The organism is Sporosarcina sp. ANT_H38 (assembly GCF_008369195.1).
Lineage (GTDB): Bacteria > Bacillota > Bacilli > Bacillales_A > Planococcaceae > Sporosarcina.
The window spans coordinates 173,147-193,692 of record NZ_VOBC01000004.1 but is presented as its reverse complement, the minus strand read 5'-3'; the positions used below and the strand labels follow the sequence as shown (position 1 = coordinate 193,692).

Below are 20,546 nucleotides of genomic sequence, written 5' to 3'. Positions count from 1 at the left end.
CAAGGAGGGAACTGATGAACATACTTTTGACTTCTGCGGGCAGGAGAGGTTATTTGGTTAACTACTTTAAAGAAGCATTAAAAAAACAAGGAGAAATTCATGTTGCGAATAGTACAGAACATTCAACAGCCATGATACATGGCGATCACTCTATCGTTACACCTCTAATCTCCGATGATGCTTATATTCCATTTTTAAAAAAGTACTGTGAAGAGCATAATATCGATGCAATAATCCCCTTATTTGATATTGATCTGCATATACTCTCGAAAAACAAGAAGGAATTTGAAGAAATCGGTACCCAAATAATTGTATCGAACAATGAAGTTATTAGGATATGCAACGACAAATGGATGACTTATAACTATTTGAAAAGGAACGGATTTAATACACCACTTACGTTCTTATCATCCTTGGATGCCGTCAACGCTGTGCAAAAAAACCAGATTAGTTTTCCGCTTATTGTTAAGCCGAGATGGGGAATGGGTTCAATTTCTATTTTTGAAGCGGATAATATAGAAGAGTTAGCGGTCTTTTATAAGAAAGTTGGACATAGTATTCAAACCACTTATCTAGCATTTGAATCACAGCAGGATATAGAAAATTGTATAATCATTCAGGAGAAAATAGTCGGTCAAGAATATGGTTTAGATATTATCAATGATCTCAAGGGTAATTATCAAACGACAATTATAAAAAAGAAATATGCTATGAGATCAGGGGAAACGGATTGTTCAGAAACGGTATCCAATAGCGGATTAGAAAAAGTTGGAGAGAAATTAAGTGGGGTGATGGGGCATATTTCCAACCTCGATGTAGATATCTTTGTCATGCAAGGTGTGCCGTATGTGTTAGAGATGAATGCACGCTTTGGCGGTGGATATCCATTCAGCCACATTGCCGGAGTTGATCTACCAAAAGCGATTGTTAGATGGTTAAAGGGAGAAGTAGTGGGGAAATCATTATTTGAAGCGGAAATAGGTGTCGTTGGTTATAAAGATTTATCAGTTATTGGAAACCGTAAACGTGTAGCTCCTTCCATTTAAAACTAGAAATAAATTTGTGGAAAAGGGGATTAGAGCGATGGACAATTACTTTGATGAACCCATTTTAATCACTAGACCGCTATTTCCAACTAAGCAAAATATGGCTAGGAAAATAAGTGAGGTATGGGATAGTAAATGGTTAACTAATAATGGTACACAACATCAAGAATTGGAGAAACAATTAAAGGATTATCTAAACGTTGACCAGTTATCTCTTTTTTCAAACGGTACACTTGCACTACTTCTTGGATTGAAAGCATTCAATTTAACGGGAGAAGTTATTACAACTCCTTTTACCTTTCCCGCAACTGTTCAGGCCCTAGATTGGAATGGACTTACCCCAGTATTTTGTGATATTAATCCCCAAACACTAACAATTGATGCAACTAAAATTGAAGCCTTAATTACAGAAAATACGAGTGCGATTCTGGCCGTACATGTCTTTGGAAATCCATGTGATGTTGAGGAGATACAGGCTATTGCAGACCGACATCAGTTGAAAGTTATTTATGACGGTGCGCATGTATTTGGAGCAAAGCTCAATGGTCAACCAATCAGTAATTACGGTGATATGACGATGTTTAGTTTTCACGCTACCAAGCTTTTTAATACGATTGAAGGAGGAGCTTTAGCGTTTAAAGATGAAGCAATCGCTCGAAAGTTAGACCTGCTTAAAAACTTTGGCCTTGCTAACCCAGAGGAAGTCGTATTATCAGGCATAAATGCAAAAATGAATGAAGTACAAGCCGCGATGGGTTTGGAAGTCTTGAAGTTAGTGGATGAAGAAAGAGGGAAGAGACATAACCTCAAAAAGACATATGAACGGCATCTGGCTCATCTACCGGGAATTCGAGTGTTAACAACTTTAGTAAATGACAGCAGTAGTTATCAATACTTTGTTATTGAAATTGATGAAAAGATGTACGGTAAGTCAAGGGATTGGTTACATGATGAATTGAAAAAGTATAACGTCTTCACAAGAAAGTATTTTTACCCACTGTGCAGTGATTTCGAATGGTATAAACATCTTGAATCTGCGCAAGGAGAAAAGCTTCCACAAGCACAGAAATCTGTAGGGCAAGTACTAGCTATGCCTTTTTACGGTGAACTTGGTGTAGAGTCCGTTATGAAGATTTGCGGAATTATTGAAGAACTGCATGTAAATCACAATCGATTGAGTAATGTTATATGAAAGGGATCCTATTAGCAGGTGGTTCAGGTACCCGTCTCTATCCTCTGACAAAAGCAATATCAAAGCAAATGTTACCCGTTTACGACAAGCCGATGATTTATTATCCATTATCGGTCTTAATGCTTGCGGGTATAAAGGAAGTCTTAATAATTTCAACTCCGCGAGATATAGAAGGGTTTATGGAACTTTTAGGGAATGGCAGCAAACTTGGGATGGAGTTACACTACGCGGTTCAGGAAAATCCAAACGGCATTGCAGAGGCTTTTGTAATCGGAGAAAGATTTATTGGTCAATCGACTGTTGCACTTGTACTTGGCGACAATATTTTTTACGGCTCCGATTTTGGAAATAAAGTAAAGCGGGCGGCTACATTAGTATCTGGGAGCATTATTTTTGGCTGTACTGTACATGATCCTAGAGCGTATGGTGTTGTTGAAGTAGATGAGCAAAGAAACGCCTTATCTATTGAGGAGAAACCAGAAAATCCTAAATCCTCCTATGCTGTTCCGGGTATCTACTTTTTTGATCAAAAAGTTGTGGAGATTGCAAAAAATGTAATGCCTTCTGCCCGTGGTGAGGTGGAAATCACCTCAATTATTGATGAATATCTTCAAAAGGGAGAACTAAAAGTCGAGCTCATGGGGAGAGGGTTGGCATGGTTGGATACGGGAACGCATGAGTCATTATTAAAGGCATCTAATTTTGTTGAAGCGATTCAAAAACGTCAAGGCTTATATGTCTCCTGTATTGAAGAAATTGCGTACAGAAGAAATTATATTTCAAGAGAGCAGTTAGTGGAATTAGCCCAGCCTTTGTTGAAAACGGACTACGGTCAATACTTAGTTGAAGTTGCAAAATCCAAAGAGCTAATTGGCTCAATTATGTAAATTTTCCTCGTAGTGTAAAAATTAGTAGTAAGTGAAGGGGTTTTCCATGAACATACTAGTAACTGGCGGAGCTGGATTCATTGGTTCGAATTTTGTTAGACATATGCTATCAACATATAATTATACAATTATTAATCTAGATTTACTAACCTATGCTGGAAATCTATCCAATTTAGAAGATATTGAACAGTGTCCAAACTATCGCTTCGTCAAAGGAGACATTTGTGATGCTCAGTTAGTGGAAGCACTTTTTGAGCAATTTTCCTTTCAGGCCGTCATTAACTTCGCAGCAGAATCTCACGTCGATCGAAGCATAGCGGATCCTGCACTTTTCCTGAAAACCAATGTGCTAGGCACCCAAACACTCCTAGAGGAAGCAAAAAAACATTGGCAGGGCAACCCTACTGATGAACAATGCAGGAAATTTATTCAAATTTCGACGGATGAGGTATATGGAACGCTTGGGAAATCAGGTTATTTTACAGAACAAACAAACCTATCTCCCAATAGCCCCTATTCAGCTTCTAAAGCATCGGGAGACCTAATTGCTAGAGCTTATTACGAAACCTATGGGCTACCCGTCATGATTACAAGGTGTTCAAACAACTATGGACCTTACCAATTCCCTGAGAAATTAATCCCACTGATGATTGACCGAACTTTGCAAGCGAAGCCATTACCTCTTTACGGTGATGGCAAACAAGTGAGAGATTGGCTTCATGTAAAAGATCATTGCTTGGCAATTGATACTGTTCTTCACAAAGGAAAAATCGGTGAAGTGTACAATATCGGGGGAAACAACGAGAAAGAAAACCTTGAGATTGTGAAATTAATACTCAGCGCGTTAAGAACGAGTGAGAACCTGATTGAATTCGTGGAGGACCGCTTAGGGCATGACAGAAGGTACGCAATCGACAATACGAAAATTAGAACAGAGCTTGGTTGGGCACCCTTATATACCTTCGAATTGGGTCTTGATAAAACAGTTGAGTGGTATTTGTCTAATACGGATTGGACAAAGCAAGTGAAGTGTCGGGGAGAAATCATTTAGTGTGATAAATGGTATAGAGATATCATATGAGCGGAAATACCTCACATAATAAAATAGCGCTACTGATACTATTCTGCATTACACATATGGAATTTTAGTGTTCAATTACATGTTGGACTCAAATAGAATGCTAGTAAGAAATGAATTTAATATAGGAGGACAAATGACTGATTTGGGGATAGTACGCTCACTAAATGGTGAGTTTAGAGATTCTTTTTATGTGTTTGATAAAGAACAGTTGAGGGAAAACTACTTGAAAATATTTACTGCTTTTAATAGTAGATACCCTAATTTCATAATTGGATATTCTTATAAAACGAATTACGTTCCTTCATTATATTAAACCCACTATGCATGCGAAGAACATGCCGATGAATCAAGTTAAAAGAAATGAAGGCGTTTATCAGCAAGGTAAATTTAACGTAGTGGGCTATACATGCACGGAAAAAGATTATTTAGCAGTTGATCACGATGGTGAAGTCCCTAAACCAGGAGACTCTTTAGTATTCAGTAATGTAGGTGCCTATACAATTGTTTTGACCCACCTTTTATAAAAGAAAGGCCCCCATTGTAGAAAAAGACGGAAGCGAATTTAAGTTAGTTAGAAAGAAGGAGAAGATAAACGACTTTATAAATGATCAGGTTTATTTGTTTTAGGTTAGTTATTCCGGACAATTAGGGGGAATAGCATGATTGCACCAAGAAAAATTACGGAAATAAAAGAAATCGGGCATGTAGCTGTGATTCTAGCCTCAAGTATTGGTGCTATTGAATTAATTAGGGCGTTGGGAAAAGAAAAAGTCCCTGTCATCGTCATTGGACAAAACTATCATCACAAATCAATCTATACAACAGTTGCGTTAGAGGCGGAAACAAAAAAAGATGTAGAAAATTTATTATTTCTTATACCGCGGCTGCTTAACTTGAAGCCCGTCTTATTTACAGATGGAGATGACTATTTAGAAATCATTTATTCGAATTTGAGTCAATTGGAAACGAGTTATTTTATTCCAGTATCCAAAAACAATTTTAATTTAATAAATAAAGAGTATATAGAAAAAATAAAAGATATTAATAAAATATCATCATTACCAATTACCTTTCAAAGAATAAGTGATATAGAAAAAAAACATTATCCGGTTATTATTAAGCCTTTAGCATATGGTAGTAGTTTTTCGGGTTTTAAAATCAGACCAGAAAAGGCTTACATTTGTGATGATTATTTACAGGTAGAAGCTGCGGATAAGTATCTCGGAGAATTAAATATATCTTATGTCGCACAGCAAATGATAGTTGGCGAAGCGAATACAATTTTTACTGTATTACTTTACCGAAATGCAACAGGGGAAATTATAGTCGGATATACGATGAAGAAATTGAGAGTCTATCCATTAGAATTTGGTGTAGCTTCAGCAGTTGTTTTAGAGGGAAATAATGAGATTATTAATCAAAGCATTGCCATAATGGAATACACAGATTATCAAGGAATTGCTGAGTTTGAATATAAACTTTGTGAAAAAAACAATATTTATTTTTTGATTGAAGTAAACGGGCGATTTCCACTGCAAACTAGTTTGCTTAAGAAAAGCAACCCACATTTTATTGATACTGTTTTCCACGATTTAATGAAAAGCCCTTCTAAAGATGTAGTTTCAATTAAGAGTGCTTCAAATGTCATTTGGATATTTTCATTAAATGACATAAGAGCAATTAAGGCAGAGTTTAAAAAATCTAAACTTAAAATTAATTTGAAAAAGTGTCTTTCATCTAGGGTCCAAGGTGCAATTTGGTCCATTTCAGATCCATTACCGGCGATTTATTTTTTGAAATATATTGCAGATAAATTATATAGAAAACGCCATGATAAAAATCTTTATTCAAAAATGAAAAGTAGAGGAGGAAAAGTATTATAACAGAACACCGTCCAAGAAATAAGCGCTTGAAGGGACCCAGCCGTATAAAGAATTGTAGAGGAACCTTCATCATCTCACTCGATTTCGAACTGAACTGGGGAGTACATGACGTTTTTACGCTTGAACAATATGAAGAAAATTTGCTTGGTGCCCGAATTGCCATTCCTAAAATTCTTGATTTATTTAATCAGTTCAATATTCATGCTACGTGGGCGACGGTCGGCATGTTAGGTTTTAAAAATAAGAAAGACCTGTTGGGAAATCTCCCCTTACTCCATCCAAGCTACACTAATTCAAATTTTTCACCATATGAAAAACTGGATTCCATTGGTGAAAATGAAGAGCAGGATCCCTTGCACTTTGGATTGTCTTTAATACAGAAAATAGCAGAGTGTCCAAATCAAGAATTGGCAAGCCATACTTTCTCTCATTATTATTGTTTAGAAGAGGGACAAACAATCGAAGAATTTAAAGCAGATTTGAAAGCGTCATTAAATAATAGAATTACAAATGGGCCGCCGATTCAGTCACTTATATTTCCTAGAAATCAAACGAATCGGGAGTATTTACAAGTTTGTAAAGAGAACGGGATTCAGAGCTACAGGGGAAATGAGTCCAGTTGGATTTATAAGGCTAGCAGATTTAACAGTGAGGGGCCTTTGAAAAGACTAATCAGGTTGGTAGATTGTTATTTGAATATTTCCGGTTATAATACGTATCCGGTTAATGGGGTAGAGACTGAACCTATTGTAAATTTACCCTCAAGCCGATTTTTGCGACCATACAGTAAGAAACTGATAGCGCTTGAATCATTACGTTTGAGAAGAATCAAAAATAGTATAATCAATGCGGCAAAAAATGGGGAGGTATTTCATCTTTGGTGGCATCCTCATAACTTCGGGAAGAATATCGAAGAAAATCTTCAGTTTTTGACGGAGATTCTTCATTTAGTGGATAAATTGAGAAATGATTATGGATTTGAAAGTCGTACCATGGCAGAAACGTCCGCATTGGTATTACAAGAAACGGATAGATAATGCGTGTATTAAAACTTCTATTTCACGCCTACTATAAAGTTCTGGCACGTCTGTTGATTAACCATTTATTTGCATAAATACTGGCGAGTTGGGCTTGATAACCTCCATTTTCACTGAACCATTTTCGGCTCACTCTCGGCGAACTATTCATGACAACTTTAAGTAGGAATTGTAATTCCTCCCTCGAGGGGCAAGTGTGATTAGAAGTAATACTGTTGCGACTAGTTACCTGTCGCGATCCTACAATATTCAAGTGAAAAATGCAGTTGCTTGGAAAGAAAAGAATAGATGACTTTCTATAGAAATTATAAGTGCCCGAAGATACAATTTCGGGCACTCTAGTACTTTGTACGATTTGTTCCTCGCTTACTTTTAACAAAGAGTAAGCATCTAATCTTGTGTCGCCTATTAGAAAGTGACACATCTTTAAAATAAATAAGAAAAAACCATAGAAAAAGCATCAGCTGCCAAAATTGCATCTTTGGCGGCTTTACTCCAGGTAAGAAGCCAACTATTCTTTCGTCCCAAAATTCCTCAGCACTCTGTGTGCTTATGCATTTGGAGAGAGGCGGATGAAGGACAACGATACGATTACCGAAAAAGATGTGTAGGGATGCGACAAAGTCGCATCCCTACACATCTAGACATCACCACTTGACTTGACGTAAGAAAGCGATCCAAAAGCGCAACTATACAAGTAGCGGAGAAGGGGTGACTAAGTTTTTTACTAGTTACTTTCGGTTAATCAACAGACGAGAAGTTCGGGTTTACTTTGCAATCGTAGTTTTGACCGTTAAATACCTTTTATTAACCTCACAAGTTGCTTCGTTACATTATAAAAAAGACTCGATGTCGCATCCCGTTAAAGCATTAGATGCGACATTAGAGTCTTTTCTAGTTATTTCCTCTTTGTCTTATTATAAGGCCTTACCATCAGCCCCAACACCTTCCGTTCTTCGTCAAGAGCCTTGTAAAACGAAATCATCATGAAAATGATGACGAAGGAGAAGGGTAGTGCCGCAATTACCAATGCATTTTGCAATGCGGTTAGTCCATTGGCTGAGAGCAGAATGATAGCAACTGCTGCTTGTGCGATACCCCATGTCAGTTTTACAATGTTTGGCGGATTAAGAGATCCGTAAGTCGACTGCATCCCGAGCACGAAGGTGGCAGAATCCGCGGATGTGATGAAAAAGATTGAAATAAGGATAATTGCTACAATCGATAGCAACATTGACATTGGCATCCCTTGGAAAACGGCGAAAAGCGTCTCTTCCGTTTTTAGTCCAGATAGATCAGTTCCTTTCATTTGCACATCCATTGCTGTAGCACCGAAAACGGAAAACCAGAAAAAGCTTAGCAATGTAGGCAACATCAAGACACCCACCAAGAATTCTCGGATGGTTCGTCCACGTGATACGCGGGCGATGAAGATACCGACAAATGGGGACCATGAAATCCACCATGCCCAATAAAAAATGGTCCAACTATTAATCCATGTACGATTGGCATCATCAAGCGGTGCTGCTCGGAAACTCATTCGAGGCAAATTTTGTAAGTAAAGACCGATTGTATCTGTAAATGTATCGAAGATTAACAAAGTGGGGCCAAGTAGGATAACAAGCGTTAGTAAGATAACGGCAAGTAGCATATTAATATTAGATAAATATTTAATACCTTTACCTATGCCTGACCAAGCAGAAATGAGAAATAAAATCGTAACGATAATGATAATGATAATTTGAACGGAAAAACTGATGGGGATATCGAATACATAAGATAATCCGCCGTTGATTTGAATAGCACCAAATCCTAAAGTCGTTGCTACTCCTACTACTGTCGCGAAGACAGCAAGAACATTGACCAATGTGCCTAAAGGACCGTTCATCCGATCTCCAAAAAGTGGCTTCAATGTTGAGGAGATCAATCCAGGTTCCCCTTTGCGGAATTGGAAATAAGCGAGTGACATGGCAACGACAGCGTAAATAGCCCACGCATGAATACCCCAATGGAAAAATGTGAAGCGCATCGATTCGCGAAAAGCTGCATCGGTTCCTGGCTTCTCAGTTGCGGGGTCTATCGCGAAATGCGATAAAGGTTCGGCGGCTCCCCAGAAGACGAGCCCAATTCCCATGCCTGCTGAAAACAGCATTGCGAACCAGCTCATACGGGAATATTCAGGTTTTTCATCAGGTTTACCGAGTGTGATCTGCCCCATCGGACTGACGATAAAGAACAGGCAGAACAGGACTATTCCAGTGACAACGAGTAAATAATACCATCCAAATGATGAAGTGATGAAGTTCTTCATATTATCTGTTGCGCTTTCGAAGCTTTCTGGTGCAAAGGTCCCGAAAGAAACCGCCAATACTACAAGGCCAAGTGTAATCCAAAAAACGTTTGATACTTGTTTCATTTAATCACCTATTTTTCTTTTTTCTTTTAAGATAATGGTACATATCATATAGACTAATCTTGTCCATTAAACATCATTACCATGCATGTACCTCATCTTACTTTCCCTTCATCTACTATAGTTAAACAGATATGCTCAATAAAAAAAAGCGATTCCATTCGGAATCGCTTTTTTTTTCAATAAGTAATAGAACGTAACTAATTAAAAACAGGAGAACCTATCGATTCGGTTAAGGTCGATACCCATATACTCCCATCTTCTTTGTCTATTGCGCCATCTGTAGCCTGCAACCGAAGTCCGTCCGACAAAGACTGGGAAAAACCAAAAACCTTGTCTTCTGGACAACCAGACATACGTGTAGCGGTAGAGACAACCACGGATTGCGCCTGGATCTACTGCGAACAATTGATTACTTGGATATGCGGGTACGGTATTTGGTGGCGGAGATGAAGGGCCTTGTTGGCCACCTGGTCGTCCTGGAGGACCAAATCCCGGTTGACCTTGGCCTGGCGGTCGCCCTGGAGGACCAAAACCTGGAGGACCAAATCCTGGCTGACCTTGGCCTGGCGGTCGTCCTGGAGGACCAAAACCTGGAGGACCAAATCCCGGTTGACCTTGGCCTGGCGGTCGTCCTGGAGGGCCAAATCCTGGCATTCCTGGCCCAGGCGGTCGTCCTGGAGGGCCAAATCCTGGCTGACCTTGGCCTGGCGGTCGCCCTGGAGGACCAAATCCTGGCATCCCTTGATTAGGCGGAGAAAAAGCTTGCATGTCGAAGCCTTGCATCTCTTGACCTGGAGAAAAAGCTTGCATGTCGAAGCCTTGCATCTCTTGCTCAGGAGAAAAAGCTTGCATGTCAAAGCCTTCCATCTCTTGCCCTGGAGAAAAAGCTTGCATGTCGAAGCCTTGCATCTCTTGCTCAGGAGAAAAAGCTTGCATGTCGTAACCTTGCATCTCTTGCCCTGGAGAAAAAGCTTGCATGTCGTAACCTTGCATCTCTTGCCCTGGAGAAAAAGCTTGCGTGTCGTAACCTTGCATCTCTTGCCCTGGAGAAAAAGCTTGCGTGTCGTAACCTTGCATCTCTTGCCCTGGAGAAAAAGCTTGCGTGTCGTAACCTTGCATTCCTGGACCGGACATCCCCATACCTGGTGACCAATTATCATTCGCATACCCAGACATATCTTGCGTCGGGTTACCTTCGTATCCTTCAGGTAATTTCGGGTACCATTGCTGCTCCCCTTGACCACCTGGTTGCATGTTAACCATTCGTTCACTCCTTCCAAGCGATTCCCTTTATCCTATGCGACAATGGGTGAAATGGAATGTACTTTATTTCGAAGATAAGAAAGTTTAAGTATTTTCAACATGGAACAGTGTCTAGACTCTAGGTTGCTAAAGAGGAGGCGTATGTATTAATTGATACGAAAAAGGGTGTCATTCTAGAGCAACCAGCAGATCAAAGAAGTTCAGTATTGCAAATCAATAATAATTATATTGGGATTTCGTTAAAGAGTGAAAAAGGTTACCATTCTTCACTATTCACTAGCTTTATTGATGCTGAAGGAAAGAGTTCTATACGAATGTGGGAACACTTAGAGCTATTTCGGACGAACTTATCGAGTTAAGCGAGGAGCTCCCGAATGAAACTTTTGAAAATCCAATTAAACTGCCTTTAGTCGGTTATCCGCAATGGATCGAAGGTGAAGTGCAAATTAAAATTAAATAATATCACGCCTGCTGATTAACCATCTATTTGCATGGGATTCTGGTGAGAAGGATTTTGATATCCTCCATTTTCACTGGACCATTTCCGGCTCGCTCTAACCATACTCTTTTCAGTAATACTGTTGCGAATAGTTGCCTGTCGCATTCCTCCAATGTTCAAGTGAAAAATGTGGTTCCTTTGAAAGAAAAGAATAGATGACATTCTATAGAAATTGTAAGTGCCCGAAGATACAATTTCGGGCACACTAGAACTTTGTACAATGTGTTCCTTGCTTACTTTTAGCAAAGAGTATGTTTCTAATCATGTGATGCCTTATTGAAAGTGACACTTCTTTAAAATAAATAAGAAAAAACCATAGAGAAAGCATCAGCCGCCAAAATTTCATCTTTGGCGGCTTTTCTCCAGGTATGAAGCTAACTTTTCTTTCGTCCCAAAAGGCTTCAGCACTATGTGTACTAATGCATTTGGAGCTCGACGGATGAAGGACAACCATACGATTACCGAAAAAAGTGTGTAGGGATGCGACAAAGTCGCATCCCTACACATCCAGCCATCTCGGTAATCGTACTAGAAGTCATTCAATCCAAAGTGATACAAAAGCGCAACTTTACAAGTAGCGGCCAAGGGGATGATCAAGTTAGTTACTGTTTCCTCAAGGTAACCCGGTTTCCAAAAAATTACTTCAGGTTCGGAATGATCCCCCTAGTAACTTCAGCACTTTATCCCACTACAATAGCACCCTATTAGCACGGACTAAATTTTCTGAATACCGAACAATATAGCGCTTTCATCGTGTACGATAATAGTAGATTAGTAAGGAGGGTTTCATAATGGGGAAAGCATCTGAAAAAGTCATTCGTTACCGTGGAACTGAATTGAACACAAAGGGGTGGCAGCAGGAAGCGGCACTTCGTATGCTTATGAATAACTTAGACGCAGAAGTGGCGGAGCATCCTGATGATCTAGTCGTTTACGGTGGCATTGGAAAGGCGGCGCGCAATTGGGAGTCGTTTGACGCAATTGTCCGCTCGTTGAAAGAACTTGAGAATGATGAAACACTACTTGTGCAATCGGGGAAACCGGTTGCGATATTCAAGTCACATACAGACGCACCCAAAGTATTAATTGCTAACTCGAATCTTGTTCCTGCCTATGCGAACTGGGAACATTTCCATGAGCTCGATAAAAAAGGACTTATGATGTATGGACAAATGACGGCGGGAAGCTGGATTTATATCGGTTCGCAAGGAATCGTGCAAGGGACATATGAAACATTTGCTGAACTGGCAAAACAGCATTTCGGGGAGTCGCTGAAAGGGACGATCACACTAACCGCTGGACTTGGCGGCATGGGTGCTGCACAACCATTGGCGGTAACGATGGCTGGGGGAGTTTGTATCGGCATCGAGGTGGATGAAACGCGAATTGATCGCCGAATTGAAACACGCTATACCGATGTGAAAACAGATTCACTCGAAGAAGCGATTCGTATGGCGCAAGAAGCGAAAAAAGAAGGCCGCGCACTGTCAATTGGTCTTTTGGGCAATGCAGCAGAAGTTCTTCCTGCTATGCTTGCAATCGGGTTCATTCCAGATGTGCTGACTGATCAGACATCTGCGCATGATCCGTTAAATGGTTATATCCCTTCTGGCATGTCGCTTGACGAAGCTGCGAAACTTCGCTCGGATAACCCTGAGGAGTATGTAAAACGTTCGAAAGCATCGATGGCAAAACATGTTGAAGCAATGCTCGAGATGATGGATAAAGGTGCGATTACGTTCGACTATGGAAATAATATCCGTCAAGTGGCTAAGGATGAAGGCGTTACCCGCGCATTCGATTTCCCGGGGTTTGTACCTGCCTATATTCGTCCACAGTTTTGCGAAGGGAAAGGTCCTTTCCGCTGGGTAGCCTTATCAGGAGATCCTGAAGATATTTATAAAACAGATGAAGTGATTTTACGTGAATTCAGTGACAACAAGCATTTGTGCAACTGGATTCGGATGGCGCAGGATAAAATTCAGTTCCAAGGATTGCCGTCACGGATTTGTTGGCTTGGTTACGGAGAACGTGCTAGGTTTGGAAAAATCATTAATGATATGGTGGCTTCCGGTGAATTAAAAGCACCGATTGTGATTGGGCGAGATCATCTCGACTCAGGATCAGTTGCATCGCCAAACCGCGAGACGGAAGCGATGAAAGACGGTTCGGATGCAGTGGCAGACTGGCCGTTGTTGAATGCAATGATCAATGCGGTTGGCGGAGCTACTTGGGTTTCCATTCATCATGGGGGCGGCGTTGGTATGGGTTACTCGGTTCATGCTGGCATGGTAATAGTTGCAGATGGAACTAAAGAAGCAGAAGCTCGAATCGAACGTGTTTTAACGACAGATCCAGGAATGGGCATTGTGCGACACGTTGATGCGGGCTATGAACTCGCCGAGAAAACAGCCCGGGAAAAAGGAGTCAATATTCCGATGATGGCAAAAGAGGCGATTCAAGAATGACAAAAATTATCTGGATTAAACATGCGGCACAACTCGCAACGTTAGCCCAACCAGAATCAGCTGCGCGCATAAAAGAAGCAATGAATGAGTTAACAATTATAGAAGACGGTAGTATTTGGATTGAAGAGGGTATCATTCAAGCGGTTGGAACGACTCAGGAATTAGAAGAGCAGTTCAAAGACCGTGCCCATGAAGCGGAAATCACAGATGCATCAGGCCATCTTGTAACGCCAGGTCTTGTTGATCCGCATACCCATATTGCCTATGGTGGCAGTCGCGAACGCGAGTTTGAAATGCGGCTTGAAGGTGCGACCTATATGGACATCATGAATGCAGGCGGCGGTATTCACGCGACAACAAAAATGACGCGTGAAGCGACTGAAGATGAACTTGTTGAGCAGACGAAGAAACGCCTCGATTCGTTTCTGAAACATGGCGTCACGACTGTCGAAGGGAAAAGTGGTTACGGCTTAGATTTAGAAACCGAACTCAAACAGTTGCATGTCATGAAACGCCTGCAGCAAGAACATGCGATTGACCTTGTACCAACATTTATGGGTGCGCACGCAGTCCCGACAGAATACAAGGGGCGGGAAGACGATTATATAGATCTAGTTGTTGATGAAATACTTCCTGCTGTTGCCCGTGAACAGCTCGCAGTCTTCAACGATGTATTTTGTGAAGTAGGTGTATTCACGCCTGAGCAATCACAACGGATTTTAGAAGCAGGGAAAAAGTATGGACTGATACCGAAAATCCATGCGGATGAAATTGAACCCTATGGAGGGGCAGAACTGGCGGCAAAAGTTGGTGCGATTTCAGCGGAGCATTTATTGAAAGCGTCTGATGAAGGCATTAAAGCGATGGCAGATGCGGGGACTATCGCTTGTTTATTGCCAGCAACCGCTTTATATCTCAGGGAGCAGGCAGCTGAAGGCCGCAAGATGATTGACGCAGGCGTACCAGTCGCGATATCGACAGACTGTAATCCCGGATCTTCACCAACGACATCGATGCCACTTGTTATGAATTTAGCGTGCATATCGATGCGACTAACACCGGCAGAAGCGCTTACTGCCGCGACATACAATGCGGCATGTGCAATCCGGATGGAAAACATGACGGGATCACTGGAAGTAGGTAAACAAGGGGATGTCGTTCTATGGGCTATTTCAAACTATCAGGAACTTCAATATTTGTTTGGGGTGAATCACGTTAAGTCCGTCTGGAAAAAAGGTGTAAAAGTAGTTGGATGATTAATATTAACTAAAGGATGGTTGTCATGATTGAATTAACAGGTTCGACTCTTCGCCTGAACCAGATGAATGAAATACTATATAAAGGGTCTGGAGTTTCGTTGAATGAAGAAGCATTGGTACGCGTGAATAAGAGCCGTGCAGCAGTTGAGAAAATTGTTCGGGAAGATCGGACTGTCTATGGTATTAATACAGGTTTCGGTAAATTTAGCGATGTAAAAATTGATGAAAAAGATACGAAGGCATTACAGCTTCACCTAATTCGGTCGCATTCTTGCGGTGTTGGAGAAGCATTCCCTGAAACCGTTTCGCGAGCGATGGTCGTTCTAAGATTGAATGCTTTGCTGAAAGGTTTTTCAGGAATCCGTGCAGAAGTGCTGGAACGATTCGCCTACATGGTGAACAATCACATCCATCCAGTTATTCCACAGCAAGGTTCACTCGGTGCTTCGGGCGATTTAGCGCCATTATCTCATCTTGCACTTGTATTGCTAGGCGAAGGATTTGTCTGGAAGGAAGGATTGCATGTTCCTTCTGCGGATATTTGGAAGGAGCATGGCATGTCGCCGATTGTGCTCGAAGCGAAAGAAGGACTCGCGCTCATTAATGGGACGCAAGCGATGACTGCACAAGGCGTCGTCAATTATTTGGAGGCGGAATCACTTGCGTATGCTAGTGAATGGATTGCGGCAATGACAATGGAAGCGCTTTATGGAATTACAGACGCATTTCATCCGGCGATTCACGAAGCACGCGGCTATCCGGAACAAGAGGAAGTAGCGGCAAGGATGCTGGATTGGTTGAAAGGGAGCCGTTTGACTACTATCCAAGGTGAAAAACGTGTCCAAGATGCGTATTCAATTCGTTGTATTCCACAAGTACACGGCGCGAGCTGGCAAGTGCTTGGCTATGTGAAAGAGAAGTTAGAGATTGAGATGAATGCAGCGACTGATAATCCGCTTATTTTCGATGATGGAGACACTGTTGTTTCTGGCGGTAATTTCCATGGACAGCCGATTGCGTTTGCGATGGACTTCTTGAAGCTAGGCGTAGCAGAACTTGCAAGTATTTCTGAACGCCGTATCGAACGGCTCGTTAATCCTCAATTGAATGAAGGATTGCCACCATTTCTTAGCCCAGAACCTGGGTTGCAATCAGGAGCAATGATCTTGCAATATTCAGCAGCAAGCCTAGTCTCTGAAAATAAAACACTCGCACACCCGGCATCCGTCGATTCGATTCCATCGTCCGGCAACCAGGAAGACCATGTATCAATGGGAACAATCGGGGCAAGGCACGCACATGCCATCATCAAAAATGCGCGAAATGTACTCGCAATCGAAGCACTTTGCGCAATGACAGGTTGCCATATTCGTGGACCTGAACAAATGGCGCCGAAAACCCGTGACAAATTCACTCAACTTGGTGAATTAGTAAAACCTATAGATGAAGATCGTATTTTTACACCAGATATTGAAAAGATTGCACAATATCTGATTGGATAACAAGTAAAAGACCGAAGCGATTTAGTAGCTTCGGTCTTTTATATTGTCTCTCTTTGAGAACTTTAAATCTAAATGTCCATCTTCAGTGTATAAGAAGTTCAACGGAGGAATACTCGTGATAGCGGCCGGTGCTGTTGTCATCTTGTTCATTGGTCAGGCAATTACGCTTCTTCCGCCAGTTTTAGCGGTTGCAGAGCGTTCGAGTTGTACGATATGCGCATCAGAATTCGCTTTGCCCGTCATACTATCGGCGAGAATTGTAGAACCAAGCATACTGTAAACTGTTCCATTACCTCCATAGCCAAGAAGATAATAATGATTTCTTTTTGATGGATGCTCTCCGATGAATGGTAAATTATCTAGCGATTCTCCGAATGTTGCACAATAAGCGTAGTCAATTTCAATTGGAAGTTCCGGGAAAAGTGCCTGCAGTTGTTTTTTTAGGTTATCCCCGTGCTTCATGATTAATTCATTTGAAAGAGGGGCTTGGGGTTTATCCTCGTCTAGCCCGCCTACGATAATTCGATTGTCTTCCGTTGTCCTCATATAGAGGTACGGACGCTTTGACTCCCAAATTAGTGCATTTTCATGCCAAATCGGGGAAGCGTCTAGAGGTTCCGTGACTATGACGTACGAACGGTTAATGTCAGCACCAATCCGTTTACCTACCGGAAGCGTTTCATATCCGGTTGTAAAAAGAACTTTATCGGCATGGAATTCACCTGAGGATGTAGAAATGTGCAACAGTCCATTTTCTTCAGTGACGTCATTCACATCCGTAAATTCAAAGAGATGGACGCCCATCGATTCGACTACTTGTAAAATTCCATTGACGAATTTGTATGGGTTCACTTCAGCATCTCCATATGTTACGATTGCCCCAGGTTTTGAGAATGGCAGATACTTGCGGATTTCGTCTTCGTTCCAATAATCGCAAGGAAATCCGTACCTTTTTAACGTTTCATATTCTTTCCTAATCCGTTTTAAATCAGTGTCGTCACTTGCATAATATACGCTTGGCCGACTGATGAAATCAGGGTCAAGTGGCAGTCGTTCAGCAGTCTTTTTCAGGTTGTCCATTGCATCCAAACATAACTGATAAAAACGTACAGCATCCTTTTCTCCAATTTGTTCAATTAATTCATGGAGCATGATGTCGTTTGAATATTGAAGCAACCCCGTATTCGCCATTGTACTGCCAGTTGCCATCTGCCGTTTGTCTAGCACAGCGATGGACAGCTCTTTATCAGCCAATGCAAGTGCTGAAAGAGCTCCGGACATCCCTCCACCTACAATAATGACATCATAATGTGACGCGATTTCTACTTTTTTTCGTTCAGGCGGGATGGGCATCGTTCCGGGCCAATACAAAGAACCTTCGTGAATATGCATACTAAAAACCTCCAATATGTAATCTATTATTCTTTACCCACAAATTACTGATTAAAAGCATGTTATTATTAATAAAAGACGTGATAATGAAGTTTGACAGATGGAGGTAGAAAATTTAATGAGCACAGAAGAAAAACCGCATATTTTACTAATAGACGGGATGGCACTCTTATTCCGTTCTTTTTTTGCAACTTCAGCGATGGGGCATTATTTCCCGAATGGTGCTGGAATTCCAACGAATGCAGTGCAAGGGTTTGCCCGCCATACTATGACAGCGACCTCGATATTCAAACCTACACATATGGCAGTTTGCTGGGATATGGGTGCGCAAACGTTTCGCAATGACTTATATGATGGATACAAAGCGAACCGACCTGCGCCAGCGCCGGAGCTCGTACCGCAGTTTGATATGGCAAGGAGTGTTTCAGAATTAATTGGCTGGAAAAACTACGGAGTGCCGGGTATGGAAGCAGATGACCTAATTGGTTCATTCGTTCAGACTTGGGAGGGCAAAGCAGATATTACGGTTGTAACTGGAGATAAAGATTTGCTGCAGTTGCTTAGGCCAGGTGTCCGGATCGCACTTACAAAAAAAGGATTTAACGTGTACGACATCTATACAGAGGAACGTTTCATAGAAGAGTATGGAATTGCTCCAATCCAGTTTATCGATACAAAAGCATTTACTGGGGACACAAGCGATGGCTATCCTGGTGTAAGAGGAATCGGACCTAAAACAGCACTTAAACTTATTAAAGAGTATGGGTCGGTAGAAGGTGTGATTCAGTCACTTCATGAATTAACGCCAGCTATGCGCAAGAAAATAGAAGATGATATGGACATGCTTCTTTTATCGAAAAAGCTTGCAGCGATTCATTGTGAGATAGACATCATCGATTCAATCGAAACCTTGAAAATACCTGTTTATAATGGAGCTGTAAGGGAATTGATAGATAGAGAAGGGTATTCCATGATTGTTAGACAAGCAGATTCGCTTTTTTTATAAAATGATTTAAGGGGGATATATGTGGAAAAATATTTACAACATATGCGGATAAAAATTGCAGCGGAAGCTGATCAGATAGTTCAAGCGGTGTCGGAAAGTCAAAATAAAAGATATCCTATAATGCGGAAACTTATACATGTATTGGACCCTGGAAGGACGAAAATGGTTCTCATGTTTGCTGATACCCTGATTATGGAGGAATCTGAAAGGGTGGAAGTACTGAAAGAATGGGGAAAGAATACCGGTACGAAGCTTGCCAATTACGATATAATTAGCTTGGATATGATGCTACGTGAAATGCCCAAGTACCGAAATACACTTGGTGCAGTTTTAAGACACGAAGCAATAGAACTGAATCTCAGTGCAAGTGAAATGTACAATTTGATCACCGTATTGGATCAGTTGTTGAACGATGCGCTCTACTTTTTCAGTATGCCGTTTGTCCAACATGAACAAGAGAGACTCAAACTTTCGCAAATCCTCATTTCCGAATTATCTGTTCCGATTGTCTCAATTAATGATCAAACAGCCATACTGCCGCTTGTCGGGACAGTGGATCATGACCGTTCCCTAATCCTTCATGAACGAGTATTGCATAATGCATCCGAAATGCATTTGGAAAATCTAATTATCGATTTATCTGGTTTGCAAACAACAGACACATTTGTGGCACAGCAATTATTCTATTTGTTTGATGGGCTTTCCTTACTGGGTATTCAGCCAATTGTAAGTGGAATTTCGCCGGCTATCGCACAAACGCTCGTACAGCTTGGATTATCGTTTGGCAGGATTAAAAGCTTTGCCACGCTGAAGCAGGCTTTAGCGTATATCGAAAAATGAAAAAAGCTCTATTCGAATCGGGAACTGATTCGAATAGAGCTTTTTGGCTTCATTATTCATTAGGCTCAATCTTTATAAAAGATAAAATTGGTCTATTCTTCTGATAGGAAATAAGCCGGACCTGACTATCCCGATTTCTTCCCCCGTTGTCATGAATAAAGAGGAAAATATCGTCACCTTTTTCTTCATAGCCTATTACAGGTACCCAATGATAATCAAACCCATAATTGCCATGCCAACGAAATGTAAACCATTTATCAAACTTTGCAGCGACGGGCCGACCGTTGTCGAGTTGTCTTTTTACTTCATTAATCGTGCACTCTGCAATAGTCCATTCCACTCCAAGTATTTTGCGCATATTTCGGATGAAACGGTATTTGAATAGACCGATTTTTGTTCCGCCCAGGAGACGATACAATTCATTTGTAGTGTAAGGGCACCCCTGCGGAAGAAGATGTTGAGCCATTACAAATGCTGTTACAGGTCCGCATGCTGATGATCGAATCGATCGATCAATATCCTCATCGTATTGGGATTTTCCTTTGACGTCCAATACAGTATTCATTCATCTACCTCCAAAAAATGCTCTTCCCTTAGGGTAAGGGAAGAGCACGTAGAATAGCAAAGATTTTGGAAGTGGGCAATTTTTGCAAACATCAAGACAACCGTTAGTTAGCAGGCTCTACCCGTCTAGCCCAATGCTTGGTTGTCGTATTGTAGTCAGGGCGGGGCGAGCGATTAGATCGTTGAAGATTTTTCGTGACAGACGCATTCC

At 41.2% G+C, this 20,546-nt stretch carries 17 protein-coding genes; 13 read left to right on the top strand and 4 right to left on the bottom strand.

What is annotated here, in order from left to right:
- Positions 1 to 14: 14 nt before the first annotated feature.
- The 7 genes from FQ087_RS19030 to FQ087_RS19000 all read left to right on the top strand — a co-directional run bounded on the left by FQ087_RS19030 (position 15) and on the right by FQ087_RS19000 (position 7,126).
- A complete protein-coding gene (locus FQ087_RS19030) occupies positions 15 to 1,046 on the top strand; it encodes an ATP-grasp domain-containing protein (RefSeq protein WP_149582191.1) in 1,032 nt (343 codons plus the stop codon).
- Between the two features lie 37 nt (positions 1,047 to 1,083).
- A complete protein-coding gene (locus FQ087_RS19025) occupies positions 1,084 to 2,238 on the top strand; it encodes a DegT/DnrJ/EryC1/StrS family aminotransferase (RefSeq protein ID WP_149582190.1) in 1,155 nt (384 codons plus the stop codon).
- On the top strand, positions 2,235 to 3,125 hold the full coding sequence (rfbA, locus tag FQ087_RS19020; protein ID WP_149582189.1) for a glucose-1-phosphate thymidylyltransferase RfbA: 891 nt from the start codon (positions 2,235 to 2,237) through the stop codon (positions 3,123 to 3,125). The genes FQ087_RS19025 and rfbA overlap by 4 nt, the downstream gene beginning before the upstream one ends.
- A gap of 46 nt (positions 3,126 to 3,171) precedes the next feature.
- Positions 3,172 to 4,176: a dTDP-glucose 4,6-dehydratase gene (rfbB, locus tag FQ087_RS19015; protein ID WP_149582188.1), complete on the top strand. Its 1,005-nt coding sequence runs from the start codon at positions 3,172 to 3,174 to the stop codon at positions 4,174 to 4,176.
- Between the two features lie 371 nt (positions 4,177 to 4,547).
- Positions 4,548 to 4,730, top strand: coding sequence for a hypothetical protein (locus tag FQ087_RS19010; protein WP_370456093.1), 183 nt, complete (start codon positions 4,548 to 4,550; stop codon positions 4,728 to 4,730).
- Between the two features lie 135 nt (positions 4,731 to 4,865).
- Positions 4,866 to 6,089 carry a hypothetical protein gene (locus tag FQ087_RS19005; protein ID WP_149582186.1) on the top strand — a complete coding sequence of 408 codons (1,224 nt, stop codon included), beginning with the start codon at positions 4,866 to 4,868 and terminating at the stop codon, positions 6,087 to 6,089.
- Between the two features lie 224 nt (positions 6,090 to 6,313).
- The gene (locus FQ087_RS19000; protein ID WP_370456092.1) at positions 6,314 to 7,126 is read left to right on the top strand and encodes a polysaccharide deacetylase family protein; all 813 of its coding nucleotides are present in this window, start codon (positions 6,314 to 6,316) and stop codon (positions 7,124 to 7,126) included.
- Between the two features lie 898 nt (positions 7,127 to 8,024).
- Here the strand turns inward: FQ087_RS19000 and FQ087_RS18995 are convergent.
- The gene (locus tag FQ087_RS18995; protein ID WP_149582185.1) at positions 8,025 to 9,542 is read right to left on the bottom strand and encodes a glycine betaine uptake BCCT transporter; all 1,518 of its coding nucleotides are present in this window, start codon (positions 9,540 to 9,542) and stop codon (positions 8,025 to 8,027) included.
- Between the two features lie 201 nt (positions 9,543 to 9,743).
- Positions 9,744 to 10,805 (bottom strand): hypothetical protein, encoded by a 1,062-nt coding sequence (locus FQ087_RS23385; protein WP_370456091.1) that lies wholly within the window; start codon positions 10,803 to 10,805, stop codon positions 9,744 to 9,746.
- 316 nt (positions 10,806 to 11,121) lie between these two features.
- Here FQ087_RS23385 and FQ087_RS22605 point away from each other — a divergent pair, with 316 nt between their 5' ends.
- From FQ087_RS22605 to hutH, 4 genes are all read left to right on the top strand, one after another.
- Positions 11,122 to 11,265 (top strand): hypothetical protein, encoded by a 144-nt coding sequence (locus FQ087_RS22605; RefSeq protein WP_188006823.1) that lies wholly within the window; start codon positions 11,122 to 11,124, stop codon positions 11,263 to 11,265.
- A gap of 830 nt (positions 11,266 to 12,095) precedes the next feature.
- Positions 12,096 to 13,772, top strand: coding sequence for a urocanate hydratase (hutU, locus tag FQ087_RS18990; protein WP_149582184.1), 1,677 nt, complete (start codon positions 12,096 to 12,098; stop codon positions 13,770 to 13,772).
- The gene (gene hutI, locus FQ087_RS18985; RefSeq protein WP_149582183.1) at positions 13,769 to 15,028 is read left to right on the top strand and encodes an imidazolonepropionase; all 1,260 of its coding nucleotides are present in this window, start codon (positions 13,769 to 13,771) and stop codon (positions 15,026 to 15,028) included. Before hutU ends, hutI begins: the two co-directional genes overlap by 4 nt.
- A gap of 26 nt (positions 15,029 to 15,054) precedes the next feature.
- Entirely contained in the window at positions 15,055 to 16,533 is a 1,479-nt protein-coding gene (gene hutH / locus FQ087_RS18980) for a histidine ammonia-lyase (RefSeq protein ID WP_149582182.1), read from the top strand.
- A 153-nt stretch (positions 16,534 to 16,686) separates the two neighbouring features.
- Here hutH and FQ087_RS18975 read toward each other — a convergent pair whose 3' ends face one another.
- Positions 16,687 to 17,925 carry an NAD(P)/FAD-dependent oxidoreductase gene (locus FQ087_RS18975; protein WP_149582181.1) on the bottom strand — a complete coding sequence of 413 codons (1,239 nt, stop codon included), beginning with the start codon at positions 17,923 to 17,925 and terminating at the stop codon, positions 16,687 to 16,689.
- Positions 17,926 to 18,043: 118 nt separating this feature from the next.
- On the opposite strand from FQ087_RS18975, the gene FQ087_RS18970 reads away from it, so the two are divergent.
- Together FQ087_RS18970 and FQ087_RS18965 are read left to right on the top strand one after the other, a co-directional pair.
- Positions 18,044 to 18,931 (top strand): 5'-3' exonuclease, encoded by an 888-nt coding sequence (locus tag FQ087_RS18970; protein ID WP_149582180.1) that lies wholly within the window; start codon positions 18,044 to 18,046, stop codon positions 18,929 to 18,931.
- Between the two features lie 21 nt (positions 18,932 to 18,952).
- Entirely contained in the window at positions 18,953 to 19,771 is an 819-nt protein-coding gene (locus FQ087_RS18965; protein ID WP_149582179.1) for an STAS domain-containing protein, read from the top strand.
- Between the two features lie 52 nt (positions 19,772 to 19,823).
- Here the strand turns inward: FQ087_RS18965 and FQ087_RS18960 are convergent, their stop codons facing one another.
- A complete protein-coding gene (locus FQ087_RS18960) occupies positions 19,824 to 20,336 on the bottom strand; it encodes a C39 family peptidase (protein ID WP_149582178.1) in 513 nt (170 codons plus the stop codon).
- Between the last annotated feature and the right edge of the window lie 210 nt (positions 20,337 to 20,546).